Source organism: Corynebacterium sp. 5QC2CO, from assembly GCF_024580435.1.
Taxonomy (GTDB): domain Bacteria; phylum Actinomycetota; class Actinomycetes; order Mycobacteriales; family Mycobacteriaceae; genus Corynebacterium; species Corynebacterium jeikeium_D.
In genome coordinates, this window is sequence record NZ_JANIKI010000002.1 from 208,951 (window position 1) to 232,386 (window position 23,436).

20 protein-coding genes and 1 pseudogene are annotated in these 23,436 nt (G+C 58.1%); 1 reads left to right on the forward strand and 20 read right to left on the reverse strand.

The genetic code is table 11. The annotated features are described in order from the left end of the window. Positions 1–59: 59 nt before the first annotated feature. The 18 genes and pseudogenes from NQ014_RS02885 to aspS all read right to left on the reverse strand — a co-directional run bounded on the left by NQ014_RS02885 (position 60) and on the right by aspS (position 20,196). Positions 60–1,421 carry a dihydroorotase gene (locus tag NQ014_RS02885; RefSeq protein WP_257073638.1) on the reverse strand — a complete coding sequence of 454 codons (1,362 nt, stop codon included), beginning with the start codon at positions 1,419–1,421 and terminating at the stop codon, positions 60–62. After that, positions 1,422–2,375 carry an aspartate carbamoyltransferase catalytic subunit gene (locus NQ014_RS02890; protein WP_016422709.1) on the reverse strand — a complete coding sequence of 318 codons (954 nt, stop codon included), beginning with the start codon at positions 2,373–2,375 and terminating at the stop codon, positions 1,422–1,424. After that, positions 2,372–2,941 (reverse strand): bifunctional pyr operon transcriptional regulator/uracil phosphoribosyltransferase PyrR, encoded by a 570-nt coding sequence (gene pyrR / locus NQ014_RS02895; RefSeq protein ID WP_016422708.1) that lies wholly within the window; start codon positions 2,939–2,941, stop codon positions 2,372–2,374. Before pyrR ends, NQ014_RS02890 begins: the two co-directional genes overlap by 4 nt. 434 nt (positions 2,942–3,375) lie before the next feature. After that, positions 3,376–3,897 (reverse strand): annotated as a pseudogene (gene nusB / locus NQ014_RS02900) (transcription antitermination factor NusB); the annotation flags it as partial. Positions 3,898–3,945: 48 nt separating this feature from the next. Then, on the reverse strand, positions 3,946–4,509 hold the full coding sequence (gene efp, locus NQ014_RS02905; protein WP_016422706.1) for an elongation factor P: 564 nt from the start codon (positions 4,507–4,509) through the stop codon (positions 3,946–3,948). A gap of 87 nt (positions 4,510–4,596) precedes the next feature. Beyond that, complete coding sequence (locus NQ014_RS02910) at positions 4,597–5,769, reverse strand: Xaa-Pro peptidase family protein (RefSeq protein WP_257073642.1); 1,173 nt, start codon at positions 5,767–5,769, stop codon at positions 4,597–4,599. After that, positions 5,766–6,242 (reverse strand): type II 3-dehydroquinate dehydratase, encoded by a 477-nt coding sequence (aroQ, locus tag NQ014_RS02915; protein ID WP_257073644.1) that lies wholly within the window; start codon positions 6,240–6,242, stop codon positions 5,766–5,768. The genes NQ014_RS02910 and aroQ overlap by 4 nt, the downstream gene beginning before the upstream one ends. Then, positions 6,239–7,348: a 3-dehydroquinate synthase gene (gene aroB, locus NQ014_RS02920; RefSeq protein ID WP_257073646.1), complete on the reverse strand. Its 1,110-nt coding sequence runs from the start codon at positions 7,346–7,348 to the stop codon at positions 6,239–6,241. Before aroB ends, aroQ begins: the two co-directional genes overlap by 4 nt. Before the next feature lie 87 nt (positions 7,349–7,435). After that, on the reverse strand, positions 7,436–7,957 hold the full coding sequence (locus NQ014_RS02925; protein ID WP_048731844.1) for a shikimate kinase: 522 nt from the start codon (positions 7,955–7,957) through the stop codon (positions 7,436–7,438). 40 nt (positions 7,958–7,997) lie between these two features. Then, entirely contained in the window at positions 7,998–9,185 is a 1,188-nt protein-coding gene (gene aroC / locus NQ014_RS02930) for a chorismate synthase (RefSeq protein ID WP_257073648.1), read from the reverse strand. A 94-nt stretch (positions 9,186–9,279) separates the two neighbouring features. Beyond that, positions 9,280–9,891 carry a prepilin peptidase gene (locus NQ014_RS02935; protein ID WP_306438414.1) on the reverse strand — a complete coding sequence of 204 codons (612 nt, stop codon included), beginning with the start codon at positions 9,889–9,891 and terminating at the stop codon, positions 9,280–9,282. Positions 9,892–9,917: 26 nt separating this feature from the next. Continuing rightward, positions 9,918–10,733: a shikimate dehydrogenase gene (locus NQ014_RS02940; RefSeq protein ID WP_070642987.1), complete on the reverse strand. Its 816-nt coding sequence runs from the start codon at positions 10,731–10,733 to the stop codon at positions 9,918–9,920. Positions 10,734–10,747: 14 nt separating this feature from the next. Further along, positions 10,748–11,974 carry an endolytic transglycosylase MltG gene (gene mltG / locus NQ014_RS02945; protein WP_070602568.1) on the reverse strand — a complete coding sequence of 409 codons (1,227 nt, stop codon included), beginning with the start codon at positions 11,972–11,974 and terminating at the stop codon, positions 10,748–10,750. Positions 11,975–12,233: 259 nt separating this feature from the next. Further along, positions 12,234–12,737, reverse strand: coding sequence for a Holliday junction resolvase RuvX (ruvX, locus tag NQ014_RS02950; protein ID WP_257073650.1), 504 nt, complete (start codon positions 12,735–12,737; stop codon positions 12,234–12,236). Between the two features lie 37 nt (positions 12,738–12,774). Beyond that, positions 12,775–15,435: an alanine--tRNA ligase gene (gene alaS / locus NQ014_RS02955; RefSeq protein WP_257073653.1), complete on the reverse strand. Its 2,661-nt coding sequence runs from the start codon at positions 15,433–15,435 to the stop codon at positions 12,775–12,777. Between the two features lie 128 nt (positions 15,436–15,563). Next, positions 15,564–16,889 carry a replication-associated recombination protein A gene (locus NQ014_RS02960; RefSeq protein WP_257073776.1) on the reverse strand — a complete coding sequence of 442 codons (1,326 nt, stop codon included), beginning with the start codon at positions 16,887–16,889 and terminating at the stop codon, positions 15,564–15,566. Between the two features lie 148 nt (positions 16,890–17,037). Further along, the gene (locus NQ014_RS02965) at positions 17,038–18,219 is read right to left on the reverse strand and encodes a phosphotransferase family protein (RefSeq protein ID WP_257073655.1); all 1,182 of its coding nucleotides are present in this window, start codon (positions 18,217–18,219) and stop codon (positions 17,038–17,040) included. 147 nt (positions 18,220–18,366) lie between these two features. After that, entirely contained in the window at positions 18,367–20,196 is a 1,830-nt protein-coding gene (aspS, locus tag NQ014_RS02970; RefSeq protein ID WP_257073657.1) for an aspartate--tRNA ligase, read from the reverse strand. A gap of 271 nt (positions 20,197–20,467) precedes the next feature. Here aspS and NQ014_RS02975 point away from each other — a divergent pair, with 271 nt between their 5' ends. Then, a complete protein-coding gene (locus NQ014_RS02975; RefSeq protein ID WP_257073659.1) occupies positions 20,468–21,355 on the forward strand; it encodes a neutral zinc metallopeptidase in 888 nt (295 codons plus the stop codon). 27 nt (positions 21,356–21,382) lie between these two features. On the opposite strand, the gene hisS is transcribed toward NQ014_RS02975, so the two are convergent. Both hisS and NQ014_RS02985 read right to left on the reverse strand, forming a co-directional pair. Continuing rightward, entirely contained in the window at positions 21,383–22,666 is a 1,284-nt protein-coding gene (gene hisS / locus NQ014_RS02980) for a histidine--tRNA ligase (protein WP_257073660.1), read from the reverse strand. 43 nt (positions 22,667–22,709) lie between these two features. Then, positions 22,710–23,381 (reverse strand): MBL fold metallo-hydrolase, encoded by a 672-nt coding sequence (locus tag NQ014_RS02985; protein WP_257073661.1) that lies wholly within the window; start codon positions 23,379–23,381, stop codon positions 22,710–22,712. Positions 23,382–23,436 lie beyond the last annotated feature (55 nt).

Sequence of the window (23,436 nt, forward strand, 5' to 3'; positions counted from 1 at the left end):
CGAGGAATTTACATTAATCATACGGGACGCATGTGAATTATTATGCGTTGACATGAATATTATCCAGCGACCTCTCCGTTAAGAGCGGTCACCTTACCGCGCAGCACGGTAGCTGCCACGGACACGGCCATCTCCATTTCCTCATAAGGAGTGTTCTCGGACTTCGACGCCAGGTCTTCGCCGCGGACCGTCCACTTTTTGCCCGGGTCAACAACAGTCAGGTTGGCAGGCTCACCGACAGCAATCGGACGGCCGTGCCCCGGTAGTTTCACGATTTGAGCGGGACGCTCACTCATGACCTTGGCCAGCCAGCGCCAATCACAATCGCCCTTCAAAACGAACTCTTCGGCGATGATTGGCATCGAGGTCTCCAGACCAAGCATGCCGGGCTTAGCGTGCTCGAACTCGCAGCACTTTTCTTCAGAGCCGTGCGGAGCGTGGTCGGTAGCGACACAGTCAATGATCCCGTCAATCAGAGCCTGACGCAGAGCCAGGGTGTCGCGCTGCTCACGCAGCGGCGGATTGACGCGGTAGACGCCGTCGTAGGTCTCCAACTTCTCATCGGTGAGAATCAGGTGATGCGGGGTAACCTCGGCGGTCAGTGGAATATCATGCTCCTTTGCCCACTTGACCAGCTCAACCGTGCCTTCGGTGGAAGCATGGCAGATGTGCATGCGTCCGCCGTAGTCGCGAGCCATAATGGCATCTCGGGCCACGATGGACTCCTCTGCTACGCGCGGCCACCCGGTCAGGCCGAGTCGTGCAGCAGTCGGACCTTCGTGGGCCGATGCATCTACGGTCAGACGCGGATCTTCGCAGTGCTGCGCCAGCAATACGTCTTCGCCGCGGGCGTATTCGATCGCGCGGCGCATAATCAGCGGATTGTCGACGCACTTACCGTCATCGGAGAACATGCGTACCTTCGCCTGCGAGTCTGCCATCATGCCGAACTCAGTCAGCGTCTCGCCCTTCAGCCCCTTAGTAATGGAGCCGACCGGGTGAACGTCGCAGAGGTTCAGCGCCTGGCCCTTGAGCCATACCGACTCAGCAATCGAGGGGTCGTCGGTTACCGGCGCGGTATTGGCCATAGTGAACACTGCGGTGAAACCACCGCGTGCTGCGGCAGCGGAACCAGTGGCCAGGGTTTCCGTATCTTCACGGCCCGGCTCGCGCAGGTGCACATGGATGTCAACCAGGCCTGGCAAAAGAACAAGGGAGTCGAACTCCAGGACCTCTACCCCGTCCTCGACCGTGAGGTTTTCACCAATCTCAGCGATGACGCCATCTTCAATCAGAACGTCGACATCTTCGCCTTCACCGTAGGGACGCACGCCCTTCAGCAGCAGCTGTCCCCTCGCGGACGCTGCCAGCGGTCCTACCTCGGGGTACGAGGCTTCGTCATACTCATTGCGATTCGACATTTATGCCTGCCCTTCCAAGTTGGCGGAAACACCTGAGGTCAGCAGTGTGAAAAGAACTGCCATGCGGACGTGGACACCGTTGGCTACCTGCTGCAGCACGGCAGTGCGCGGCAAATCAGCGACGGCATCGTTAATTTCCATGCCACGAAGCATCGGGCCTGGGTGCATCACAATGCAGTCGTCGCGAAGCATCTTCTCGCGAGCCTTCGACAGCCCGTAGCGAGTGGCGTATTCGCGATGGGATGGGAAGAAGCCTCCGTTCATGCGCTCCTGCTGAACGCGGAGCATCATCACGGCATCAGCATCGCGGATCTCGTCTTCCATGCGGTAGGCAACACGCACCGGCCAGGTCTCGATGCCAAACGGCAGCAGCGTCGGTGGCGCGACGAACACGACCTCGGCGCCGAGCTTGCTCAGCAGATCGGCGTTAGAGCGAGCGACGCGAGAATGCAAAATATCGCCAACGATGACGACCTTGCGCCCCTCAATTCCACCGAGGCGCTGACGCAACGTCACTGCGTCCAGGAGAGCCTGCGTCGGGTGCTGGTGCTTTCCGTCACCCGCGTTGATGATCGATGGGCCGTTGCCAAATTCCTCAGTCCACTTGGCGATCAGCTGTGCCGCGCCCGACGATGGGTGCCTAACGACGATGGCATCGCCGCCGATAGCATCCAAAGTCAGCGCGGTGTCTTTCAGACTCTCGCCTTTCTTCACAGAGGAAGAGGAAGCCGAGATATTAATAACATCGGCGCTCATCCACTTACCCGCAGTCTCAAAAGAAGAGCGGGTACGCGTGGAATTCTCGTAAAAGAGGTTGTAAATAGTGCGGCCACGCAGGGTCGGCAGCTTCTTAATTTCCCGACCGCGGATGACCTCCTTGAAACGATCGGCCTCATCCATCAGGCCGACAATTTCATCCTTGGTCAAATCCGCAATGCTAATCAGGTGTTTCACTGTTCCTCCGCCCGGGTGAGAATAACCGCGTCACGGCCGTCAAGTGCCTCTACCAGCACATCGACGTCTTCGTCGCGGGAAGTTGGCAGATTCTTACCGACGTAATCGGCGCGAATTGGTAGTTGACGATGACCACGATCAACCAGCACTGCAAGCTGAATTACTCGTGGGCGACCGATGTCAGCAATAGCGTCGAGTGCGGCGCGAATCGTGCGACCTGAGAAGAGGACATCGTCTACGAGAACAACGGTGGTGCCGTCGATTCCGGAGTTTGGAATGTTCGTGGGCTGCAGGGCGCGGTGCGGGCCCTTGCGCAAGTCATCCCTGTACAGGGTGATATCAAGCGATCCAGTTTCCGGGCGAATGCCGGAGAACTGTTCAATCAAATCGGCTAGCTTCTCCGCCAGCGGTACGCCACCAGATGGAATGCCGAGGAGAACTACGCGCCCAGCATTTGGGCTATCCAGCGCAGTTTTTTCAATAATTTGGTGCGCGATGCGCGCGATGGTACGTGCAACTTCGTCTGCATTGAGCAGCTCGGTTGTTTGCGGCGTTCCTTCGCTCATCGTGACCTCCTTCCCCGCCTCTCAGTGCGGTCCGTTAAAGGATGTCTTGATTGTGGATATTTGATTATCAGTTTGCGTGACCCGCAACTACGGTCGCGGTGCAAACTTCCGCTGACCAGAATAGCACTCACACTTAAATTGCCTCTAAATGCAACAAAACTCCAAGCCCCCAAAAAAGGGACTTGGAGTTTCAGACAATCCGCGAGAACCGACTGTGATCGGCTCGCAGTGAGCCCGGCCGCTTTGATTGGCTAGGACCCGTTCTCGCTCTTAGCCACGTCTTCAGCCACCAGCTTGGCAATATCGCTCATGTCCAGGCCGGTAATCTTAGCCATCTCATCGGAGTCAGCCAGTGCCTTGTCAGCTTCCTCATTTGCAGCAGCCTGTGCCTGAATAGCCTCGTCGAACTGGGAATCGCCCACCGAAGTGCTAACAGCTGCGGCTGCCAGGCGTGCCTGGTCGGCAATCTTGGCCTCGGCATCGAGAACTGCGTTGATGTACGGTGCCGCCACATCAGTGGAGTATTCCGATGCCAGCTCAACGCCTTCCACCACGGCCACACGCGGAGGCACGTCGGAGTTGTAGAACAGCTCCCAGGTGGAAAGACGCAAAATAGCACGGTCGACTGCCGGTAGGCGACGCAGCGGCCACTCCTCCGTCAGGTACGAAGAAATCGTCGAGTCGATACCGATAATTTCCGCAGCTACACCGCGCACGATCTGCTCGGTGTACTCCGCAATTGGATTCACATCCAGATCGGGATTACGGACCATTTCCAGCCGCTCTTCAAGAAGCTTGACGACGTCGACGCCTCGCTGCTCGGCCTCAAATAGCAGATCTACCGCACGACGGCGCGCACGGTAGCGCGCGCCGTGGCGCTTGTAGTTAGGTTCGCGAACTTTCGCGGACTCCTGCGCATCCGAAGTCTCGACGGACTTGTGATCCTTTTCAGTCATGGATGTGTATGTATCGCTCTCAACAAAAGGGTGAACTAGATGAGGGAATTAGTGGTTGACGCGGGACAGGTAGGAGCCGTCACGGGTGTCGACCTTCAGTACGTCGCCGGTTTCGATGAACAGCGGCACCTGAATCTCAGCGCCAGTCTCCAAAGTTGCCGGCTTGGTGCCACCGGTGGAGCGGTCGCCCTGCAGACCCGGGTCGGTCTGCTCAACCTTCAGTTCAACCGAAACAGGCATTTCAGCGAAAAGAACGTTGCCCTCATGGAAGGACACCTGGCAGGTGGTTTCCGGAAGCAGGAACTTAGCACCCTCCGGCATCTGAGCGTCCAGGATGGAAATCTGGTCGTAGGTCTTGTCGTCCATGAAGACGTATCCTTCACCGTCGTGGTACAGGTACGTCATGTCGCGGCGGTCGACGGTAGCAGTCTCAATCTTGACGCCAGCGTTGAAAGTCTTGTCAACAACCTTGCCGGTCAGAACGTCCTTCAGCTTGGTGCGGACGAATGCCGGACCCTTACCTGGCTTGACGTGCTGGAACTCCACGATCTGCTGAAGCTTATTGTCGTGCTTGATAACTAGACCGTTTTTAAAATCTGCGGTGGTAGCCAACTAAACTCTCCTGAAATTGTTAAAAAGCTCTCTGACGAAACCACGATACTCCGTATCTCATCGAGAGAAAAATAAAACGCCGTGATGTTAGGCTCGCGGTTTCGGCAGCTGCGTAATAATTTCCGGCTCGGTGTCGGTGATAATCAACGTATCTTCGATGCGCACACCGCCGAACCCCGGCACATAAATACCAGGTTCGATGGTCAACGTCATGCCAGCTGCCAACTTCCCCTTGCCGGTGCGAGCAGCAAATGGAGCCTCATGCACCTCAATACCGATTCCGTGGCCGGTGGAATGAACGAAGTGCTCCCCATAACCAGCCTTTTCAATAATGTCCCGGCATGCTGCGTCTACAGCCACAACATCAGCCCCTGGCACGGCCGCTTTTACGCCAGCCAGCTGGGCTTCCAGCACGACATTGTAAATCTCTCGGGCCTTCTCGTCTGCGAACTCCACCCCGGCAACAATCGCGCCGTCCAAATCTGACGACGTATTGTTCGGATCGTTTTCGCTTGACGACGTTCCCGCCTCACCGGCAAAGAGGGTACGTGTCATATCTGAGTTGTAGCCCCCGGCAAAGGCGCCAAAGTCAATAGTGACCAGGTCACCTGCCTCGATTACGCGATCTTCCGCTCCGTGGTGTGGCTTGGCGGAATTCGGGCCGCTCGCGACAATCGTGTCGAAGCTTGGCCGATCGGCGCCATGCATGCGCATGCGGTACTCCAACTGTGCGGCGACTTCGCGCTCCGTGCGGCCGGCGACCACGATGCCGTCGTGAAGCAAGTCCTCGAATGCGCGGACCGCGATGTCGGCGACGTGGCGCAGAGCGACGAGTTCTGTATCGGACTTGACCTCCCGCAGTTTAGAGACGACGCCCGTAGTCGATACCAGCTCGAGTGCCTGTGGCCGGGCATCCTCTAGCTCTTGATAAGCGGCCATAGTGAGGAACTCAGATTCAACACCAAGACGCGAGATATCCAGCTTTCGGCATTGACCGACGAGTGCCACGCCGGTGTTGCGGGCGGTGAGTAACTCCACGTCCGGTGCCTGTTTGCCAGCCTGAACCGTATAGCGGCCGTCGGTGGAAAGCAGCACTTCCCCACTGGCCGCAACAATCAAACCAGCATTCGAGCCGTGGAAACCTGTAAGCCAACCAACATGCGTCGGATCGACTGTGAGGAAACCGTCGCAGTCGTTGTCGGACAATGCGTCGATAAGAGCGGCTCGGCGGGCGGCGTAGTTCGTGGAGATATCTGTCATAGTTTCGTACTCACCCTTCTCAGTGCCATGGAATACCCATCAGTTCCGCATCCGACGATAACGCCCGCGGCAAGCGCCGAAAGATACGAATGGTGCCGAAACTCCTCCCGGGCGTGAATGTTTGAAATATGAACCTCGTGGAAGCCCGCGCCGTCGGCAACTTCGGCAAGCGCGTCACGTAGGGCGACGGAGGTGTGTGTCAACCCCCCTGGATTGATAATGACTGGCCAACCGTAGTCGGCAGCTTCGTGAACCCACTCGATGAGTTGACCTTCATAGTTGGATTGGCGGCAATCCACTACGACGCCAAGCTCCTTGGCTAGGGTGCGAAGTTCAGATTCGACATCGGCCAAAGTAGTGGCACCGTAAATTTCTGGCTGACGCTTGCCCAAACGATCGAGGTTCGGGCCGTTCAGAACAAGCACGGTCGGAATCGCCGTTGTGGCATCAGTTGCTGCGCGAAGAGAGGTCATGAGCGGGCTGACTCCTCCGATGCGGCGTGCCCATTGTTGCAGAGCAGTTCGTATGCACGCTCGAGGTCATCCATTCCCGGGCCTTCAAGACGGGCTGTTTCACCGGGGTTTTCTAGAATAACGAATCGGATCGCACCGTCGCGGTTCTTCTTATCCCTGGTCATCGCATCGTAGAGCTCGGTAAAACGACCTGTCTGGTAGGTCGTTGGCAGACCAATGGACTCTAGGATGCGACGGTGGCGGTCTACGAGTTCCTGATCAATATGTCCGGTGATCTTGGCCAGCTCGGCAACATAAACCATGCCTACAGCTACGGCATGGCCATGGCGCCAGCGGTAGTTTTCAAAGTGCTCAACAGCATGACCGAAAGTGTGGCCATAGTTCAGGATCTCACGGAGGCTAGATTCCTTCAGATCCTCTGCAACAACGCGTGCCTTGACAGCAATCGCGCGCTCGACCAGTTCTGGCAGGTCACCGTCGACATCGAGGCAGGCCTGCGGGTTTGCCTCGTAAAGATCGAGAATCTTCGTGTCCGCGATAAATCCAGCCTTGATAATCTCTGCCGAGCCCGCGATCAGCTCGGCCTTCGGCAAGGTGCGCAGGACATCAAGGTCACAGAACACCGCGGCAGGCTCGTGGAAAGCGCCGACCAGGTTCTTGCCGGCTGCAGTGTTGATACCGGTCTTACCGCCGACAGCTGCGTCGACCATGCCGAGCAGCGTCGTCGGGACCTGGATAACCTTCACTCCACGCATCCACGCGGCGGCGACGAATCCACCGAAGTCTGTAGCTGCACCGCCGCCAATCGCGATTACCGCGTCACGCCGGCCCAGACCGCGTTCACCAAAAGTGTCCCAAACTGTTTCAGCAACTGCGAGCGTCTTGCCCTCCTCCGCATCCGGAATCTGGATGCTGAAAGCGTCGACTCCCTTGTCCGCCAGTGCCTTGATGACGCCGAAGCTCAGCTCTTGAACGCTCCCCTGGTGAATTACCGCAACCTGGGAGGCAAAGGTAGCGGCCTCCGCAATCTGCTCGGTGAGTCCATGCCCCATGGTCACCGTGTACGGGGATGGGCCTTCAACACGGATTGTGCGGGTTGAGTTCATTGTCAGTCCCTAGTCGTTAGCGTAAGAAATGTATGGAGTTGCTGGTTATACGGCAGTGATTAGCTGCCGCCTTTTAAGAGTCGCCAGTTAAGCCTCGTCGCAGGTTTCATCGAGGTAGCTGAGGATCTCGGCCACAACGCGCTGCGGAGAACGTTCGTCGGAACGCACCTTGAAAGTGGCTGCATCTTCGTAAAAAGCTCGGCGAGCCTCATAGAGCGCGCGGTAATGAGCCTCAGGGTCATCCGCCTGGAGCACCGGGCGCGAATTGTTACCCGCTGTACGACGGACCCCCTCTGCAATGCTGATCTCGAGGTAGACGACGTTATGGTCTGCCAGCAGGTCACGGGTCGCCTGCGAAATCACGGCACCACCGCCAAGTGAGACGATTCCGTCGTGGGTCAGAGCCTCCGCCACGATTTGTTCCTCGATACGGCGGAATTCCGGCTCTCCCAGCTCGGAAAAGACTTCCCCACAAGTCTTGCCCATGCGCTGTTCAATCATCTCATCGGTATCGGTGAGTCTTGTGCTCAATGCACGAGACAGTCGACGACCGATGGTGGACTTTCCCGATCCGGGCGGTCCGACAAGGACAATAGTAGGAACGGACATTCCCCTCGTTTTACCCTTCTTCGTGTGCGCGACTGTGGCGCTATTTCCAATCAAGGCGACGTCGAGTCTGCTCCAAGTAGCCCTCAACGTTACGCTTGGTTTCCTCCAGGCTATCGCCGCCGAACTTTTCCATCACTGCACGCGCCAGTACCAGCGCGACCATTGCCTCTGCGACAACACCGCCGGCCGGGACCGCGCAGACATCAGAGCGCTGGTGGATTGCGGTAGCTGCATCGCCGCTGGCCATATCGACGGTCTTCAGCGCACGCGGAACGGTCGAAATTGGTTTCATCGCAGCACGCACAACGAGAGGTTGAGCATTAGTCATGCCACCCTCCAGGCCACCGGCGCGGTTAGTTTCCCGATCCACGCCGTCGTCGGTACGCACCATTTCATCGTGGGCCTCGGTGCCACGGCGACGGGCTTCCTCAAAACCGTCGCCGATCTCCACGCCCTTGACGGACTGAATTCCCATCAAGGCAGCCGCAAGCTGCGAATCCAGACGGGCATCAGCGGAAATGTGCGATCCCAGACCCACCGGCAGACCGTGGACAACGACCTCGACGATGCCACCGAGGGTGTCGCCCTGCTTCTTGGCGGCCTTGATTTCGTCAATCATCGACTCCTCCGCAGCTGCGGAGAATGCACGCACTGGCGACTCGTCAATCTTGTCCTGATCAGCGAAGGTCGGCAGTGGCCCCTCGTAGGGCTCCGAACGACCGATGGAAATAACGTGGCTGACAACTTCCACACCGAGAGTCTCACGCAGAATTGAGCGTGCCACAACCGATGCCGCCACACGTGCTGCAGTCTCGCGAGCCGATGAACGCTCTAGGATGTTTCGAGCATCGGTGTGGTTGTACTTCAGCATGCCGTTGAAATCGGCATGCCCCGGGCGCGGGCGGGTTAAGGTGGCGCCACGAGCTGTATCCAAAACAACTGGGTCAACTGGATCCGGGCTCATGACCTCAGTCCACTTGGGCCATTCGGAGTTGCCGACCATAATGCCAATCGGCGATCCCAGCGTCTCACCATGTCGAATGCCAGTCAGCAGGGTGACCTCATCAGCCTCAAACTTCATTCGCGCCCCGCGACCATAGCCGAGGCGGCGGCGTGCGAGGTGGCGTGATACGTCATCTGTAGTCAGGGGAAGTCCGGCTGGCGCGCCTTCTACGAGAGCGATAAGCGCTTTGCCGTGAGATTCACCCGCGGTAGTCCAACGAAGCATAGGTATCATAATGTCACGTTTGCCGTACTTCTTGTGCATTTGGGGGCATACAAGTTTCAAATATGCCCCAATTCATCGCCCCTGGTCTACCGCTTCAGGGGACTTGTAGGTACCCTCCGCTTATCCCCCACACAATGGCGGTTGCTGCAAGCATCGCAGGCCCATGAGGCACGCTCGCCGGTACAGGCGCTGTTTTTGCTTTACGACGGTCACCCCAGCCCCGCTTTCCCGCGGTGACTCCTGCCATGAGGAGAGTGAGTCCGGCAGCCAACAGAATTGCCACTGCAATCCAAATTGCTGTCGCCACTGGCTCGCCCGATACCAGACCGACACCGCCCCCGAGAATTGCTGCGAGCTTCACATCTCCAGCCCCCATAGAGCGTGGGTTGAAGATGAAGACTGCTACATAGAGGCCAAACCAGAGGCCTATTCCTGTTCCTATGGCTGCGACTGCACTGGCGAGATCGCCAGCCAAGGTGCTCTTTTGCTGGAGCACTATTCCAGTGGTTGCTATCAGACCCACTGCCCCTAGCACTAACCACCAGTTCGGCAGTCTTCGCCGAGTCCCATCTAACCAGCAGCCAGTACCGCCCCAGCCGAGTACAAGCATCACGACTAGGAAATAGAAAACCCGGTCAAGGTAGACCGGGTCAATCCTGTGCTGTCCAATCGGAGACAGCCCTATCTCAGTTATTCCCCACCCCATAACTTTGGGATTGTAACGGTTGTGAGCTAGTTCGGCAGCGCTGCACGCATCGCCTCGACATCGGGAGTGCGTCCAGTAAACTGCTCAAACTGTCCCACCGCTTGATGTAGCAACATGGACAATCCACCGACCGCCTGTGTCCCTCCGCGTTCCGCTGCTTTCACAAGTGGGGTTGGCCAGGGATTGTAAATGGCGTCGAGAATCTTCGGTGCTCGAGCGAGGTAGCCAGCAACCGACTCAATTGCGGCTGACGGCACCGTAGAGACCAGCACGTCGGCATTACCAGCAATATCTGCCAGGTTTGGAACATCAAAAGTCACCCAAACAAATTCCATCCCCAGCGCGGCAGCTAATGGTTCAATGTCATATGCGCGCTCGGAGCGCGCTACCACGGTCACATGATTGACCCCCAGCTGCGACAGCGCCCAAAGTGCCGGCCGTGCTGTGCCACCGGCACCAACAACAACGGCGCGGCCACGTGGTGCGTTCGTGCAGTCTATCTCGCGCAGTGCTCCCAGTACGCCGTCGCCATCGGTGTTGTCGGCAAACCAATCCGAATCGCGACGGACCAGAGTGTTCGCTGAACCAATGAGCCTCGCGCGCTCACTGACTTCATCGGCGAAGTCCAGCGCGGCAAACTTGCCGGGCATCGTGACGGAAAACCCCTGGAAACTGGGGTCTGCGCCACCAACGACGTCGGCAAGCTCTTCGGCGTTGCATCGGATGCGATCATAGTGCCAGTCATTCATTCCCGCAGCGCGGTAACCGGCGTTGTGAATAGCCGGCGAGTACGAGTGATCAATCGGATCTCCCAGCACGGCTGCGCGATGAGTTATAGGCATAGGAGTTCTACCTCTTAGCGGTTGGAATCCAGCACGCCATTGTTGCGTGACTCGTCGATAGCGGCCTCGTGCTCTTCGAAGGTCGTGCTAAAGACAGTATTTCCTTCCTTGTCCACCGTGACAAAGTACAGCCAGGTGCCGTCAGCCGGATTTTCCATGGCACGAATCGCCTCGATGGAGGGCGAAGCAATGGGGGTTTCCGGCAGCCCCTCCTTGGCGTAGGTGTTCCACGCGGTCTTTCGCGCGCGGTCCTCATCCGTGGTTGCGATTTCCTGATCTGGCAGGTCGTAGTTGACTGTCGAGTCGAACTGCAGCTGCATCGGTTCGTCGAGACGGTTGAGAATAACGCGAGCGACCTTATCGAAGTCGCCATCTGGCGCCTCCATCTGGATCAAAGAAGCTGCGGTAATCAGCTCGTATGGAGTAAGACCAACCATGTCCGCTGAAGCCATGAGACCCGTGTCCTCATAATTCTTCACCGATTCCTTGACCAATTTTGCCAGCATCTGTTCGGGCGTCTGCTGCGGGTCAAGGTGATGAATACCCGGCGTAATGAGTCCCTCAAGACGACGAGGGTCGTTGCCACGCGCAGCTACCGCGTCCCGTGCCCATTCTGGAACACCCAGCGCGGCCAAATCGGCCTCGCCAGCAGCACGTTCGAGATCGGCCTTGGATACGCAGTCATTGTCCTCAACACAAGTGGCCTCAGAAATAAGCGAGAAAATTCCCTTACGTACATCCGATGAGGACACAATGCGGGTATCGGCGAAACGGGCGCCAGTCGGAATGTCAACGGTACCGACCTGATTTTCGACATCCAGAAGAGCCTCGACGGTCTCGTCGGCCTTCATCCGCTGATGGAGTCGGTAGAAACCAGGCTGCAATTCACTTGAATGAGAGTTCTCATTCGCGGCCTGGATGAACGCACGGGAAGACTTGACGACGCCGCTTTCCACCAACTGGTTGGACAAATCAGTAAGTGACGTGCCTTCACTGACCTCAACAATCGTCAATGGACCCTCAGCTTTGCCATCGTAATCGTCAACAATGCCGCCACGGTTCCAGACGAGGCCAATCACTCCGAGGACCAACACGCATAACAGGACAGAAGTCACATTGATTGCCACTGCCGTTTGGCGGTGACGAACTCGAGGCTTTGCCCCACCGCTGCGAGCACCAGCGCGGTCCCGGTCGGCACCGCCGCTATCAGTGCGGCGCGCAGTCTGCGCGTCTTTACTCATCAATAATCTCCTCGAATGCAGCTCACTCTCCCATCGGTATCAGCAAGGAGTCTTCCCATTCGGGTACGACACGCGACTAATAACGACTGGTGCGACATAGCTTTACGACGAAGTCGTAGCACTAGGTTGCATTGTAGGTGTGAATCGCCACTTCAACTTTTCAAATCCTATGCACGCGACAAACGTGCTTAGGTATTACACACTTAATAATTGCGCAAAGGTGGGTGAATTGTCACCTTTCGGTAACTTTTGTGTGCCCCTACTCGGTATTTTCGTCCAAAGCTTTTGCCCGTCTGTCCAACCAGGACTGCAGAATTTCTACTGCCGCAGCCTGGTCAATAATCTTCCGACCGGACTTAACATCAATACCTGCTGCGTGCAGTCGTGATTGGGCCATTACCGTCGTCATCCGCTCGTCGGCGTAATGCACTACGACTCGATCACCGAGTCGGCGCTGCAGCCGGAATCCAACGTCAGTAGCTTTCCGCGCAGAAGTCCCGAACGAGCCGTCGAGCATAAGGGGCATGCCGACAACAATCTCGACGACCTCAAGTTCAGTGGCAAGTTCCACGAGCCGGTCAATATCCGGCCCGTCAGGATCTTTTCGCCCCGTTGCTCGAGTGACTGTTTCAACCGGGGTCGCCAGGATACAGTCGGGGTCAGAGACCGCGACGCCAACGCGGGCATCGCCGACGTCGATTCCGAGCCGTCGACCCCGACCGGGATCATCCTGACCGGGAGTATCAATACGGGGCTTAGCCATTGTTTACTGCTCTTCCGATAGCACAGCCGTTAATTGGCTACTTGGACAGTTCGGCCTCAACAGCGGCCAATGCTGCGTCGATACCGGAGGCATCAGAGCCGGAGCCCTGTGCCATTGCCGGTTTACCGCCGCCCTTGCCGCCGACCTCGGCGCCCATCAGCTTCACCAAATCGCCGGCCTTAATACCGCGATTGACGGCTTCATCCGAAACCGAAGCCACAAACGGAACCTTGCCGCCGGCGTTGGAAATCAACGCAATGACGCTTGGCCGATCCGCAAGGCGCTTCGCCAAGTCATTAGCCAGCGAACGGATGTCCTTCATCTCCGTACCGTCGGGAAGCTTAAGGCCGAGGTAGGTGACATCGCCGATGGTGCGAGCGGACTCCAGGTGAGACGCGGCATTGGCCAGCAGCTGTCCGGCCTTGAAATCAGCGAGCTGCTTCTCTGCAGCCTTCAGCTTCTCAGCCAGCGCTGCAATGCGGTCTGGCAGCTCAGCAGACGGAGCCTTGAATTCAGTGGCCAGTCGTTCAGCCAGGAGGCGCTCGGTGGACAGGTAGCGGAAGGAATCCATACCCGAGTAGGCCTCAATACGACGCACGCCCGATCCGACCGAGGACTCGCCCAGCACAGCTACCGGACCAATCTGCGAAGAATGCGAAACGTGGGTACCGCCACACAGCTCAATTGAGAACGGGCCTCCGACCTCGACAACGCGGACGATGTCGCCGTAGTTCTCGTTGAACAATGCCATGGCACCAGCGGCCTTGGCCTCTTCCAAAGGCATCTCGGCAGTATTGACAGCCCAGTCGTTGTCGACAGCCTCATTGGTAATCTGCTCAATCTCACGGAGCTGTTCCGGTGTGAGCTGCTCACCGTACTTGAAGTCGAAACGGAGGTAGCCCGGTTTATTCATGGAACCAGCCTGAGTTGCAGTATCCCCCAGGACCTGACGCAGAGCACCGTGAATCAAGTGTGTTGCGGTGTGCGCCTGACGAGCACCGTGACGCCACTGCTCGTCGACCAAAGCTTCAGCGGAGACTCCCGGAGTGAACTCACCGGCGGTGACAATGCCCTTGTGCAGCCACAGCTTCTTGCCCACCTTTTGAACATCGTTGATGTGGACCACAGCGCCGGAATCAGTCACGATACGACCACGGTCAGCCAGCTGACCGCCGGCCTCGGCGTAGAGCGGAGTGCGATCGAGGATGACCTCAATCTCATCGCCCTCTGCGGCAAACGACTGCTTCTGGCCATCAGCAATGATGCCGAGAATCGTGGATTCGTCGGCAAGCCGATCGTAACCGGTGAAGGACGTCGGGTGTTCATCGATGAACTCGCGGTAGACGTGCAGGTCGGTGTGCGACTGCTTCTTTGCCTGGCTGTCGGCCTTTGCGCGCGCACGCTGCTCAGCCATCTCGCGATCGAATTCCTCGCGATCGATGGTCAGGCCGGCCTCTTCGGCCATCTCGATGGTCAGGTCGATTGGGAAGCCGTGGGTGTCATGCAGGGTGAAGGCATCGTGACCGGATAGAACGGTTTTGCCCTCTGCCTTTGCCTTGGTGGCAGCGCGCTCGAACAGCTCCTCACCAGCGGACAGAGTCTTGGTGAAGGCCTTTTCCTCGGCGACGGCGACGCGGCGAATACGGTTCCAGTTCTCCGCGATCTCTGGGTACGAAGGGGTCATGGTCTCGGCCGCAATACCAATCAGCTTCTCCAGCACTGGACCGTTAGCGCCGAGCAGACGCGCAGAGCGGATGATGCGGCGCAACAGGCGACGCAGGATATAGCCACGATCGGAGTTCGAGGGGGTAACACCGTCGAGCATCAGCATCAAGCCGGTGCGGCTGTGGTCAGCGATGACGCGGAAACGGATGTTGTCCTGGTGGTTCGAGCTGTACTTCGAACCGGTGAGCCTCTCAGCCTCGTCGATAACCGGACGCAGCAGGTCGGTTTCGTACACGTTGTCAACACCCTGCAGCAGGAAAGCAACGCGCTCGATACCCATACCGGTATCGATGTTCTTCTTCGGCAGCGGGCCAAGAATCTCGAAAGAGTCCTTGCCTGTTCCTTCGCCACGCTCGTTTTCCATGAAGACGAGGTTCCAAATCTCGATGTAGCGATCCTCGTCCGCCTCTGGGCCACCATCGGCACCGTACTCCGGGCCGCGGTCGTAGAAAATCTCTGAGCACGGACCACACGGGCCAGGCACACCCATGGACCAGTAGTTGTCCGCCATACCTCGGCGCTGAATGCGCTCTTCCGGCACACCAACCTTCTCGTGCCAGATGTCGTGGGCCTCATCGTCATCGAGGTAAACTGTCACCCACAGCTTCTCGGCTGGGATGCCAAAGCCGCCGTCCTCAACAGCACCAGTCAGAAGGCTCCATGCATGAGTGATGGCGCCTTCCTTGAAGTAATTTCCGAATGAGAAGTTACCCGCCATCTGGAAGAAGGTGTTGTGGCGGGTGGTGATACCCACCTCTTCAATGTCCAGTGTGCGCACGCACTTCTGAATTGAGGTAGCGGTGGAGAAGTCCGGAGTCTCATTGCCGAGGAAGTAGGGCTTGAACGGCACCATGCCGGCATTAACGAACAGCAGGTTCGGGTCATCCAAAACCAGGGAGGCACTGGGGACCTCGGTGTGTCCCGCCTTTACGAAATGCTGGATGAAGCGATTTCGAATTTCATGAGTCTGCACGGTGTTCTACTTCCTCGTTTCACGTCGAGCGTCCGAGATGTTTAATACAAAACTAGCAGTCTACCCGCTCGGTTCGAGCAACTTTAAAACCACCCCACCGGCACCCCGTAGATTCCGACCGATCTCGACTACTTCGATTTCCGGCGGGTCCCCCGGATAATTCGGCGAATGCGTCCGAGGTATTCAGCCATGCCGTTTTCACGACCGTGATTGGATGGGACGAAATAATCAGTGCCGACCAACTCATCTGGCGGATACTGTTGGGCGACGACACCCATGGGGTCATTGTGCGGGTAGATATAGTCCACCGCGTGACCAAGGTCCTTAGCCCCGCTGTAATGTCCGTCGCGCAAATGTGGTGGCACCGGCCCGGTCTTCCCGGAACGAACATCCTTCAATGCCCCGTCGATTGCGCTTATGACCGAATTCGACTTCGGTGCTGTTGCCAAGTGAATCGTGGCCTGCGCCAGCGTCAGCCGGGCTTCCGGCATGCCTATCAAGGCAACTGCCTGCGCCGCGGCGACGGCGGTTTGCAGAGCTGTCGGGTCGGCCATACCGATGTCTTCGCTGGCCAGAATTACGATTCGGCGGGCAATAAACCGAGGGTCTTCCCCACCCTCAATCATCCGCGCCAGGTAATGCAGGGCAGCATCGACATCAGATCCGCGGACGGACTTAATAAACGCGCTGGTGACGTCGTAATGCTGGTCGCCGTCGCGGTCATAGCGAACCACAGCCCTGTTGATCGAATTGGCAAGCGACTCAGCGGTAATCTGCTCACCATCGGCTACGGCTTCTGCGGCTGCCTCGAGGTACGTGAGGGAACGACGGGCATCTCCAGCTGCCAGCGCAATGAGTTGTTTACGTGCATCGTCTGTCATACTGACGCGACCATTCAGGCCGCGCTCATCGGTAAGTGCTCGATCAATGAGCGTGCCGACGGCTTCGTCGTCCAGTGGCTGCAACTGCAACAGCAGTGACCGACTGAGCAGCGGGGACACCACTGAGAAGGATGGGTTTTCCGTCGTTGCCGCGACGAGAAGGACAATCCGGTTTTCCACGGCACCCAAAAGGGCATCCTGCTGAGTCTTGGAAAAACGGTGCACCTCGTCGATGAAGAGCACCGTTTGAATGCCCTGGTTAACGAGTGTGCGACGAGCGGTATCGATAACCGCACGAACTTCCTTCACTCCGGCATTAAGCGCGGAAAGCGCTTCAAAGTGTCGTCCGGTCGCCGCGGAAATCAAACTGGCGAGAGTGGTTTTGCCAGTTCCAGGAGGGCCGAACAGAATAACGGAAGTGTCGCCGCCACCTTCGACCAGACGGCGCAACGGTGCTCCGGGGGCTAACAGGTGGTCTTGACCAACGACTTCATCGAGGTTTCGCGGTCGCATCCGAACCGCCAACGGCGCGTGTGCACCTGGGTGAAAATAGGCGCTCGCATCGGAGTTCAGGCCAGTGCTTGCTGGCCCCGCACTCCGACCTTGGCTCTTGGCCGCTGTAGGTCCGGCGACCGAAGGCTCGTCGAAAAGCCCTGGAGCGTCATCGGCGGAGCCGTTTGCACCACCTGACGGCAGCTTATTCGGATCCGCCACGTGTGCCCTAGCCTTTCTCTTGCTCTAAGAAATCGATGACTGCATGCGCGAACTGTTCCAGCTCGTCGGCACGATCGTCCTCACACTTATGGGCGAACTGTGCAATCGCGCGAGCCGTGTTAGCCATGTCGCGCCGCTCCAGTGCTGAGCCGCCAACTTCCGGCTTCAGGTCCGTGCGTCCTTCATGCCCCACCCACAGCGCTTGCTTTGGAGAACCGAAGAAGGAAACCGTTGCGGAGATGAAAAACCAACCGAGCAACGCCGCAGCGATGAACGCCATCAAACGGCGGTCGCTCGTGCCGCGATACCAATGGTCACGAATCTCTTCCATCCAGGCACGGACAAACACGTCGACCTCTGCCTCCGATGGGCGCTCCACGAAAACGTGCAGCGGAAAGCCTGCGACGACGCTGGCCACGTCGAAGATGACATCGCGGTAACCAGCCCACTCATAGTCGAGGAACTGGACCTTGTCCGCCAGCAGAATGTTGTCCGGGGCGAGGTCAAACGGAGTGAACGCCCTATGCGTGCCCTTCTCAATTCGACGAGCAGCATCCTCACCGAAAGAGCGCACAGCGTCGGGAACGGGAATGCCGGACCCCTCGATAGCTCGCATGCCAAAGCGAATCCCCGACACAATGCCGTGGTCACGCGCCTCGAGAGCCTCACGATCGACCTTGTTCTTCACCCACATACGACGACGCAGGGTCTCAAACCCCTCTTCGCGAGTATGCGTGTGAATATGCATCCGGCCCAGCGAAGCACCGAGGCTGCGGAATGCGCGCAATCGTCGCTCTTCATCGCCACGAAAGAGTACGTCCGCAAGAGTGTCCACGACACCGACGTCGCTCAGAACCAATAGCTGCTTTGAAACATCGTAAGCAAGGAGCTGAGGCCCCGGGCGGACGTCGTCAGGCAGCGTATTGATGAACTGGTACGCCACGACTTCCCGTAAAACGGCGGGATCAACGCCTTCAGTCGTCGTAGGAATTTGCTTTACGACGACCGTGCGTTCCTGCATAAAGGGATTTGTGGCGACCCGTACGCGGACAACAAGAGCGTTTGACTGGCCTGTAAGTACTTCTGGATCCGACAACACTGGAGTGCCGCCGAATCGTGCGGAAAGCAGGGTCTCTGCATCTTTAACTACGCTGTCAACTTCTGCTGCAGCGTCGTCCGAGTACTCCATTGAATGCCCTTTCAATGAGCCAGTTTCAGTCAGGCGATACCGATGTTGCGTTGTGGCCAGTACCGCCTTGGTTAGGAGGAATTGGCGCCACTCGCGCTGTTCACGCTGGAGTGGCAGATCGCATTCCTCGCAATGTGATTTCTTTGTTTACTTGTTGTCGCCTGCGTCGGCTGCTGCCTTAACGCCGTCTGCCTTCTGCTTTGGCTTCGGCTTGAAGTCGATACCGGTCTCCTTGCGCTGCTGAGCGGTAATCGGAGTCGGGGCGTCAGTCAACGGATCAACGCCGCCACCGGACTTCGGGAAGGCGATAACTTCGCGAATGGAGTCAACGCCGGCCAGCAGGGAAACGATACGGTCCCAACCGAATGCGATACCACCGTGCGGCGGAGCGCCGTACTGGAAGGCGTCCAGCAGGAAGCCGAACTGCTCCTGTGCCTCTTCCTCGCCGATGCCCATAACATCGAAGACGCGCTTCTGGACATCTGGGCGGTGAATACGAATGGAGCCGCCACCAATTTCGTTACCGTTGCAGACGATGTCGTAGGCGTAAGCCAGTGCGTTGCCCGGATCCTTGTCGAAGGTATCCATGTGCTCTGGCTTCGGCGAGGTGAAGGCGTGGTGCACAGCAGTCCACTGGGAGTGGCCCAGGGCAACGTCACCGGAAGCGGTAGCGTCAGCAGCCGGCTCAAACAACGGTGCGTCGACGACCCAGGTGAATGCCCAGTCGCCTTCCTTAATCAGGCCGAGCTTCTTGGCAATCTCTCCACGAGCAGCACCCAGCAGTGCACGGGAGCTCTTAGCGTCGCCTGCAGCGAAGAAGATGCAGTCACCCGGCTTCGCGCCTACGTGCGCCGCAATGCCTTCACGCTCTGCGTCAGTAATGTTCTTGGCAACCGGGCCACCCAGAGTGCCGTCCTCCCCAACGAGGATGTAGGCCAGGCCCTTTGCGCCGCGCTGGCGGGCCCAATCCTGCCAGGCGTCGAGCTGACGACGAGGCTGCGATGCGCCACCGTCCATAACAACTGCACCGACGTAGTCGTTCTGGAAGACACGGAAAGTGGTGTCCTTGAAGAACTCGGTGCACTCCACCAGCGGAATGTCGAAGCGCAGGTCCGGCTTGTCAGAACCGTACTTCTCCATGGCCTCCTTGAAGGTCATGCGTGGAATCGGGGTCTGAACAGTGACACCGGCCTCGGCGAAGATAGCAACCAGAATCTCTTCTGCCAGCGCAATGACATCGTCCTGCTCGGCGAAGCTCATCTCAACGTCGAGCTGAGTGAACTCCGGCTGGCGGTCAGCGCGGAAGTCCTCATCGCGGTAGCAGCGGGCAATCTGGTAGTAGCGCTCCATGCCCGCGACCATAAGCAGCTGCTTGAACAACTGAGGGGACTGCGGCAGTGCATAGAAAGTGCCCGGCTTCAAACGAGCCGGCACCACGAAGTCACGAGCGCCTTCCGGCGTAGAGCGAGTCAACGTCGGAGTCTCGATTTCGGTGAAGTCGTGGCTGTCCAGCACCTTACGTGCTGCGCGGTTGACAGCCGCACGAAGACGCATAATCTTGGCCGGGCCTTCACGGCGTAGGTCTAGGTAGCGGTACTTCAGGCGGGCTTCTTCGCCCACAGTGCCAGAAGTTCCAACATCCTCGAGCTGGAACGGCAATGCCGCAGACTCGTTGAGGATGGTCAGCTCCGTAACATTGACCTCAATTTCTCCCGATGCCAGGTTCGGATTTTCGGAGCCCTCCGGGCGCTTCTCAACGACACCGGTGACCTGAATGCAGTACTCGCTGCGCAGGTGGTGTGCACGCTCAGCAACTTCGCTGTTGCGGAACACAACCTGGGCGTAACCGGAGCGGTCACGCATGTCGATGAAGATTACGCCACCGTGGTCACGGCGGCGTCCTACCCAACCGGTCAGGGTTACTGTGCTGCCGGCGAGGTCAGCGCGGAGGTCTCCGGCAAGATGCGTACGAAGCACTGCGAATTGGTCCTTCCAAAATTGGTGCTATAGGGATTAACGCTGTGGATAGCGGTTTCGTCCGTGTAGTCTACCTTGAAGCTATAAAGGTGAGAAGAAGACCCCGGCTATTTTGCCTACTACCGGTCATCGCCTTGGGTCTACCTCGGGCTTCATGTACTCACTTATACATAGATTTTCGTAGGCCCTGACGTTGACTTACATACGGACACTTTGACGCAGCGCTATTCAATGGCCCGTTTTCCGCACCCTATGCAATAGTCTTACTCCTATGACCTTCCGGAATGACTTCCAAAAGAGCTCGGCTCGTGCCGAGCGACGCTCGGGTGGTGGCCGCGCTATTGCAGTAGGCGGTGGCGGCATCGGTGGCCTTGTCCTCATTGGCCTGTACTTACTTCTCGGCGGTGATCCGGGACAATTGGGACAGCTGACAGGTGCCCAGAACAACCAGTCCTCTCAGACTGCACAGCAGTCCCCTGGTGAGGATCCCTGCAAGACCGGCGAAGACGCCAACAGCCGCATTGATTGCCGGATGGAATTCACCGGCATCTCAGTCGACCGAGTCTGGGAAGAACAGCTGCCCGCGCAGGCCGGCATCGAGTACACGAACCCAGGCTTAGTCCTCTTTGAAGGCTCCACTCAGTCGGGCTGCGGCGCAGCGTCCTCGTCCACCGGCCCGTTCTACTGCCCCGCCGATCAAACGGCCTACTTCGACACGGAGTTCTTTAGCACCCTGGAGCGCATGGGCGGAGGCAACAGACCGCTCGCACAGGAATATGTCGTAGCCCATGAATTCGGTCACCACATCCAAAAGCTGGAGGGTACGCTCGGCCGCAGTAACTACAACGAACCTGGCCCCGATTCCGATGCCGTAAAGATCGAGCTACAGGCCGACTGCTACGCGGGTATCTGGGCTCATTACGCGGACAAGGGGCCGGACGCAATCCTCGAACCGCTTTCCGACGAGCAGGTTGCCGATGCCCTCAAAACTACGAAGGCCATTGGCGATGACACCATCCAGCAGCATTCCGGCGGTGGTGTCCAGCCAGACTCCTGGACCCACGGCTCGGCCGAGCAGCGCACGAAGGCATTCCTCACCGGCTACAAATCCGGCAAGATGTCTCAGTGCGACACTCTCGAGCGCGGCGTCTACAGCTAGATTCCGCACTCAACAAATGCGCGTTTCCTAGATGCGCGACTGCAACTCCTGAACCAGTGCATCTAGGGCCACTGCGTGCTGCTCGTGGGACTCGAGGTTCTTCAGCTGAACCTCGCCCGCGGCCAATTCAGACTCGCCGAGGACCAACGCAAATCGGGCTCCAGCGCGATCGGCGCCCTTCATTGCCCCCTTCAGACCGCGGCCACCGTAGGACATATCCGCGCGGATACCCGCTTGACGCAGCTTATTGATCTGCACCGCCATAGCGTGAGCGGCTTCTTCACCGAGCGCAACACCATACACATCGACGCGCCGACCATCGCTGGCCTGCTTGCCCTCTGCTTCAAGTGCGAGCAGCGCGCGATCCACACCCAAACCAAAGCCAATTCCAGACAGCTCTTGGCCGCCTAGCTGCGCCATCAGCCCGTCGTAGCGACCACCGCCACCGATACCCGACTGAGCACCAAGGCCGTCGTGAACAAACTCGAAGCACGTCTTGGTGTAGTAGTCCAGTCCGCGCACCATTCGAGGATTGATGACATAGGGCACCTTCATGTCATCCAACAGTCCAGTCACAGCTTCAAAGTGACCACGAGCGCTGTCAGAAAGGTGGTCCAGCATCAGCGGCGCGTCGGCAAGCATTTCCTGCATTTCCGGTCGCTTATCGTCAAGGACGCGCAGCGGGTTGATGTTTGCACGGTGGCGCGTTTCCTCATCCAGAGGCAGGTCAAACAAAAACTCCTGCAGCTTAACACGGTATTCAGGGCGGCAGGTGTTGTCGCCAAGGCTTGTCAGTTCAAGGCGGAAGCCTTCGAGCCCGATACCGCGGAAGCATGCGTCGGCAAGCGCGATGATTTCAGCGTCCAGCGCAGGGTCATCGACGCCGATTGCCTCTACGCCCACCTGCTGCAACTGACGGTAACGGCCTGCCTGCGGGCGTTCATAACGGAAGAAAGGCCCCGCGTAGGAAAGCTTAACCGGCAACTGACCGCGGTCCAGATTGTGCTCAATGACCGCGCGCATCACACCCGCGGTACCCTCCGGGCGCAGTGTGACCGAGCGGTCGCCGCGGTCGGCGAACGTGTACATCTCCTTGGTGACGACGTCCGTCGATTCACCTACGCCACGTGCAAAAAGCCCGGTGTCCTCGAAAATTGGCAGCTCAATGTGCTCATAGCCCGCAAGTCGTGCGCGGTGCTGGAATGAGTTTCGCACCGCCTCGAATTCGCGGGAGACCGGCGGGACGTAATCCGGCACGCCCTTGGGCGCGGAGAATGGCTTCAACTTCTTTGGCTTCTGGCTAGAGTTCACCCCGCTAACTCTACCTGCCAACTCTCACGACGTGTCAGCCAGGCTAGGTGAGGTTTTGCAGGAACGGGTTGGTCGCGCGCTCCTCGCCTATCGACGATGCGGAGCCATGGCCCGGAAGAATCATGAGGTCATCCGCCAGCGGGAGGACCTTATCCTTCAACGACTGCTGCATGTGCTCCGGACTACTGCCCGGCAAATCTACGCGACCGATAGCCCCTTTAAAGAGGACGTCCCCGCTGAAGATAATCTCATCTTCCCCATCGGAAGCACGCAGCATTACGCACCCCGGAGAGTGACCCGGTGCGTGAATGACTTCGAAATTCAACCCTGCCCACTTTACTTCGTCGCCATCCTCGAAGAAATCGGCTTTCACATAAGCCTGCATAGAATCGATGTCAAAGAGGTGTCCGAAGGAAGAACCGCCGAGCTTCGGATTGGCCAGCAACACATTGTCGCTTTCGTGAATGAAGACGGGGATATCCCAGAAGTCGGCGGCCTCTGCGACATCGCGGACATGGTCGATATGACCATGGGTCAGCAGAATTGCTTCCGGCTTCCAATCTCGCTTCTCAACCTCGCCGCGGATTACCTCGAACGCCCCCATGCCCGGGTCAATAATGATGCATGGGGTGGACAAGCCGTCCATTTCCGGAGCGCCTGTTGCCACGTAGCAGTTGGTCTGAAAAGGGCCGGCTGCAAAACCAAATATCTCCATGGCGCTCCATTGTAACGATTCTGTACAGCCCCCGGCAGGCTATTTGCGCCTTCCA

What these genes read in the sequence shown, in the direction of transcription:
- aroC (WP_257073648.1), bottom strand. Translation starts at nt 9,185, where the DNA reads ATGCTTCGTTGGACTACCGCGGGTGAATCTCACGGCAAAGCGCTTATC.
- NQ014_RS02935 (WP_306438414.1), bottom strand. Translation starts at nt 9,891, where the DNA reads ATGGGGTGGGGAATAACTGAGATAGGGCTGTCTCCGATTGGACAGCAC.
- pyrR (WP_016422708.1), bottom strand. Translation starts at nt 2,941, where the DNA reads ATGAGCGAAGGAACGCCGCAAACAACCGAGCTGCTCAATGCAGACGAA.
- NQ014_RS02925 (WP_048731844.1), bottom strand. Translation starts at nt 7,957, where the DNA reads ATGTCCGTTCCTACTATTGTCCTTGTCGGACCGCCCGGATCGGGAAAG.
- ruvX (WP_257073650.1), bottom strand. Translation starts at nt 12,737, where the DNA reads ATGGCTAAGCCCCGTATTGATACTCCCGGTCAGGATGATCCCGGTCGG.
- NQ014_RS02975 (WP_257073659.1), top strand. Translation starts at nt 20,468, where the DNA reads ATGACCTTCCGGAATGACTTCCAAAAGAGCTCGGCTCGTGCCGAGCGA.
- aroB (WP_257073646.1), bottom strand. Translation starts at nt 7,348, where the DNA reads ATGAACTCAACCCGCACAATCCGTGTTGAAGGCCCATCCCCGTACACG.
- aroQ (WP_257073644.1), bottom strand. Translation starts at nt 6,242, where the DNA reads ATGACCTCTCTTCGCGCAGCAACTGATGCCACAACGGCGATTCCGACC.
- NQ014_RS02910 (WP_257073642.1), bottom strand. Translation starts at nt 5,769, where the DNA reads ATGACAGATATCTCCACGAACTACGCCGCCCGCCGAGCCGCTCTTATC.
- mltG (WP_070602568.1), bottom strand. Translation starts at nt 11,974, where the DNA reads ATGAGTAAAGACGCGCAGACTGCGCGCCGCACTGATAGCGGCGGTGCC.
- NQ014_RS02985 (WP_257073661.1), bottom strand. Translation starts at nt 23,381, where the DNA reads ATGGAGATATTTGGTTTTGCAGCCGGCCCTTTTCAGACCAACTGCTAC.
- NQ014_RS02965 (WP_257073655.1), bottom strand. Translation starts at nt 18,219, where the DNA reads ATGGAGTACTCGGACGACGCTGCAGCAGAAGTTGACAGCGTAGTTAAA.
- NQ014_RS02940 (WP_070642987.1), bottom strand. Translation starts at nt 10,733, where the DNA reads ATGCCTATAACTCATCGCGCAGCCGTGCTGGGAGATCCGATTGATCAC.
- NQ014_RS02885 (WP_257073638.1), bottom strand. Translation starts at nt 1,421, where the DNA reads ATGTCGAATCGCAATGAGTATGACGAAGCCTCGTACCCCGAGGTAGGA.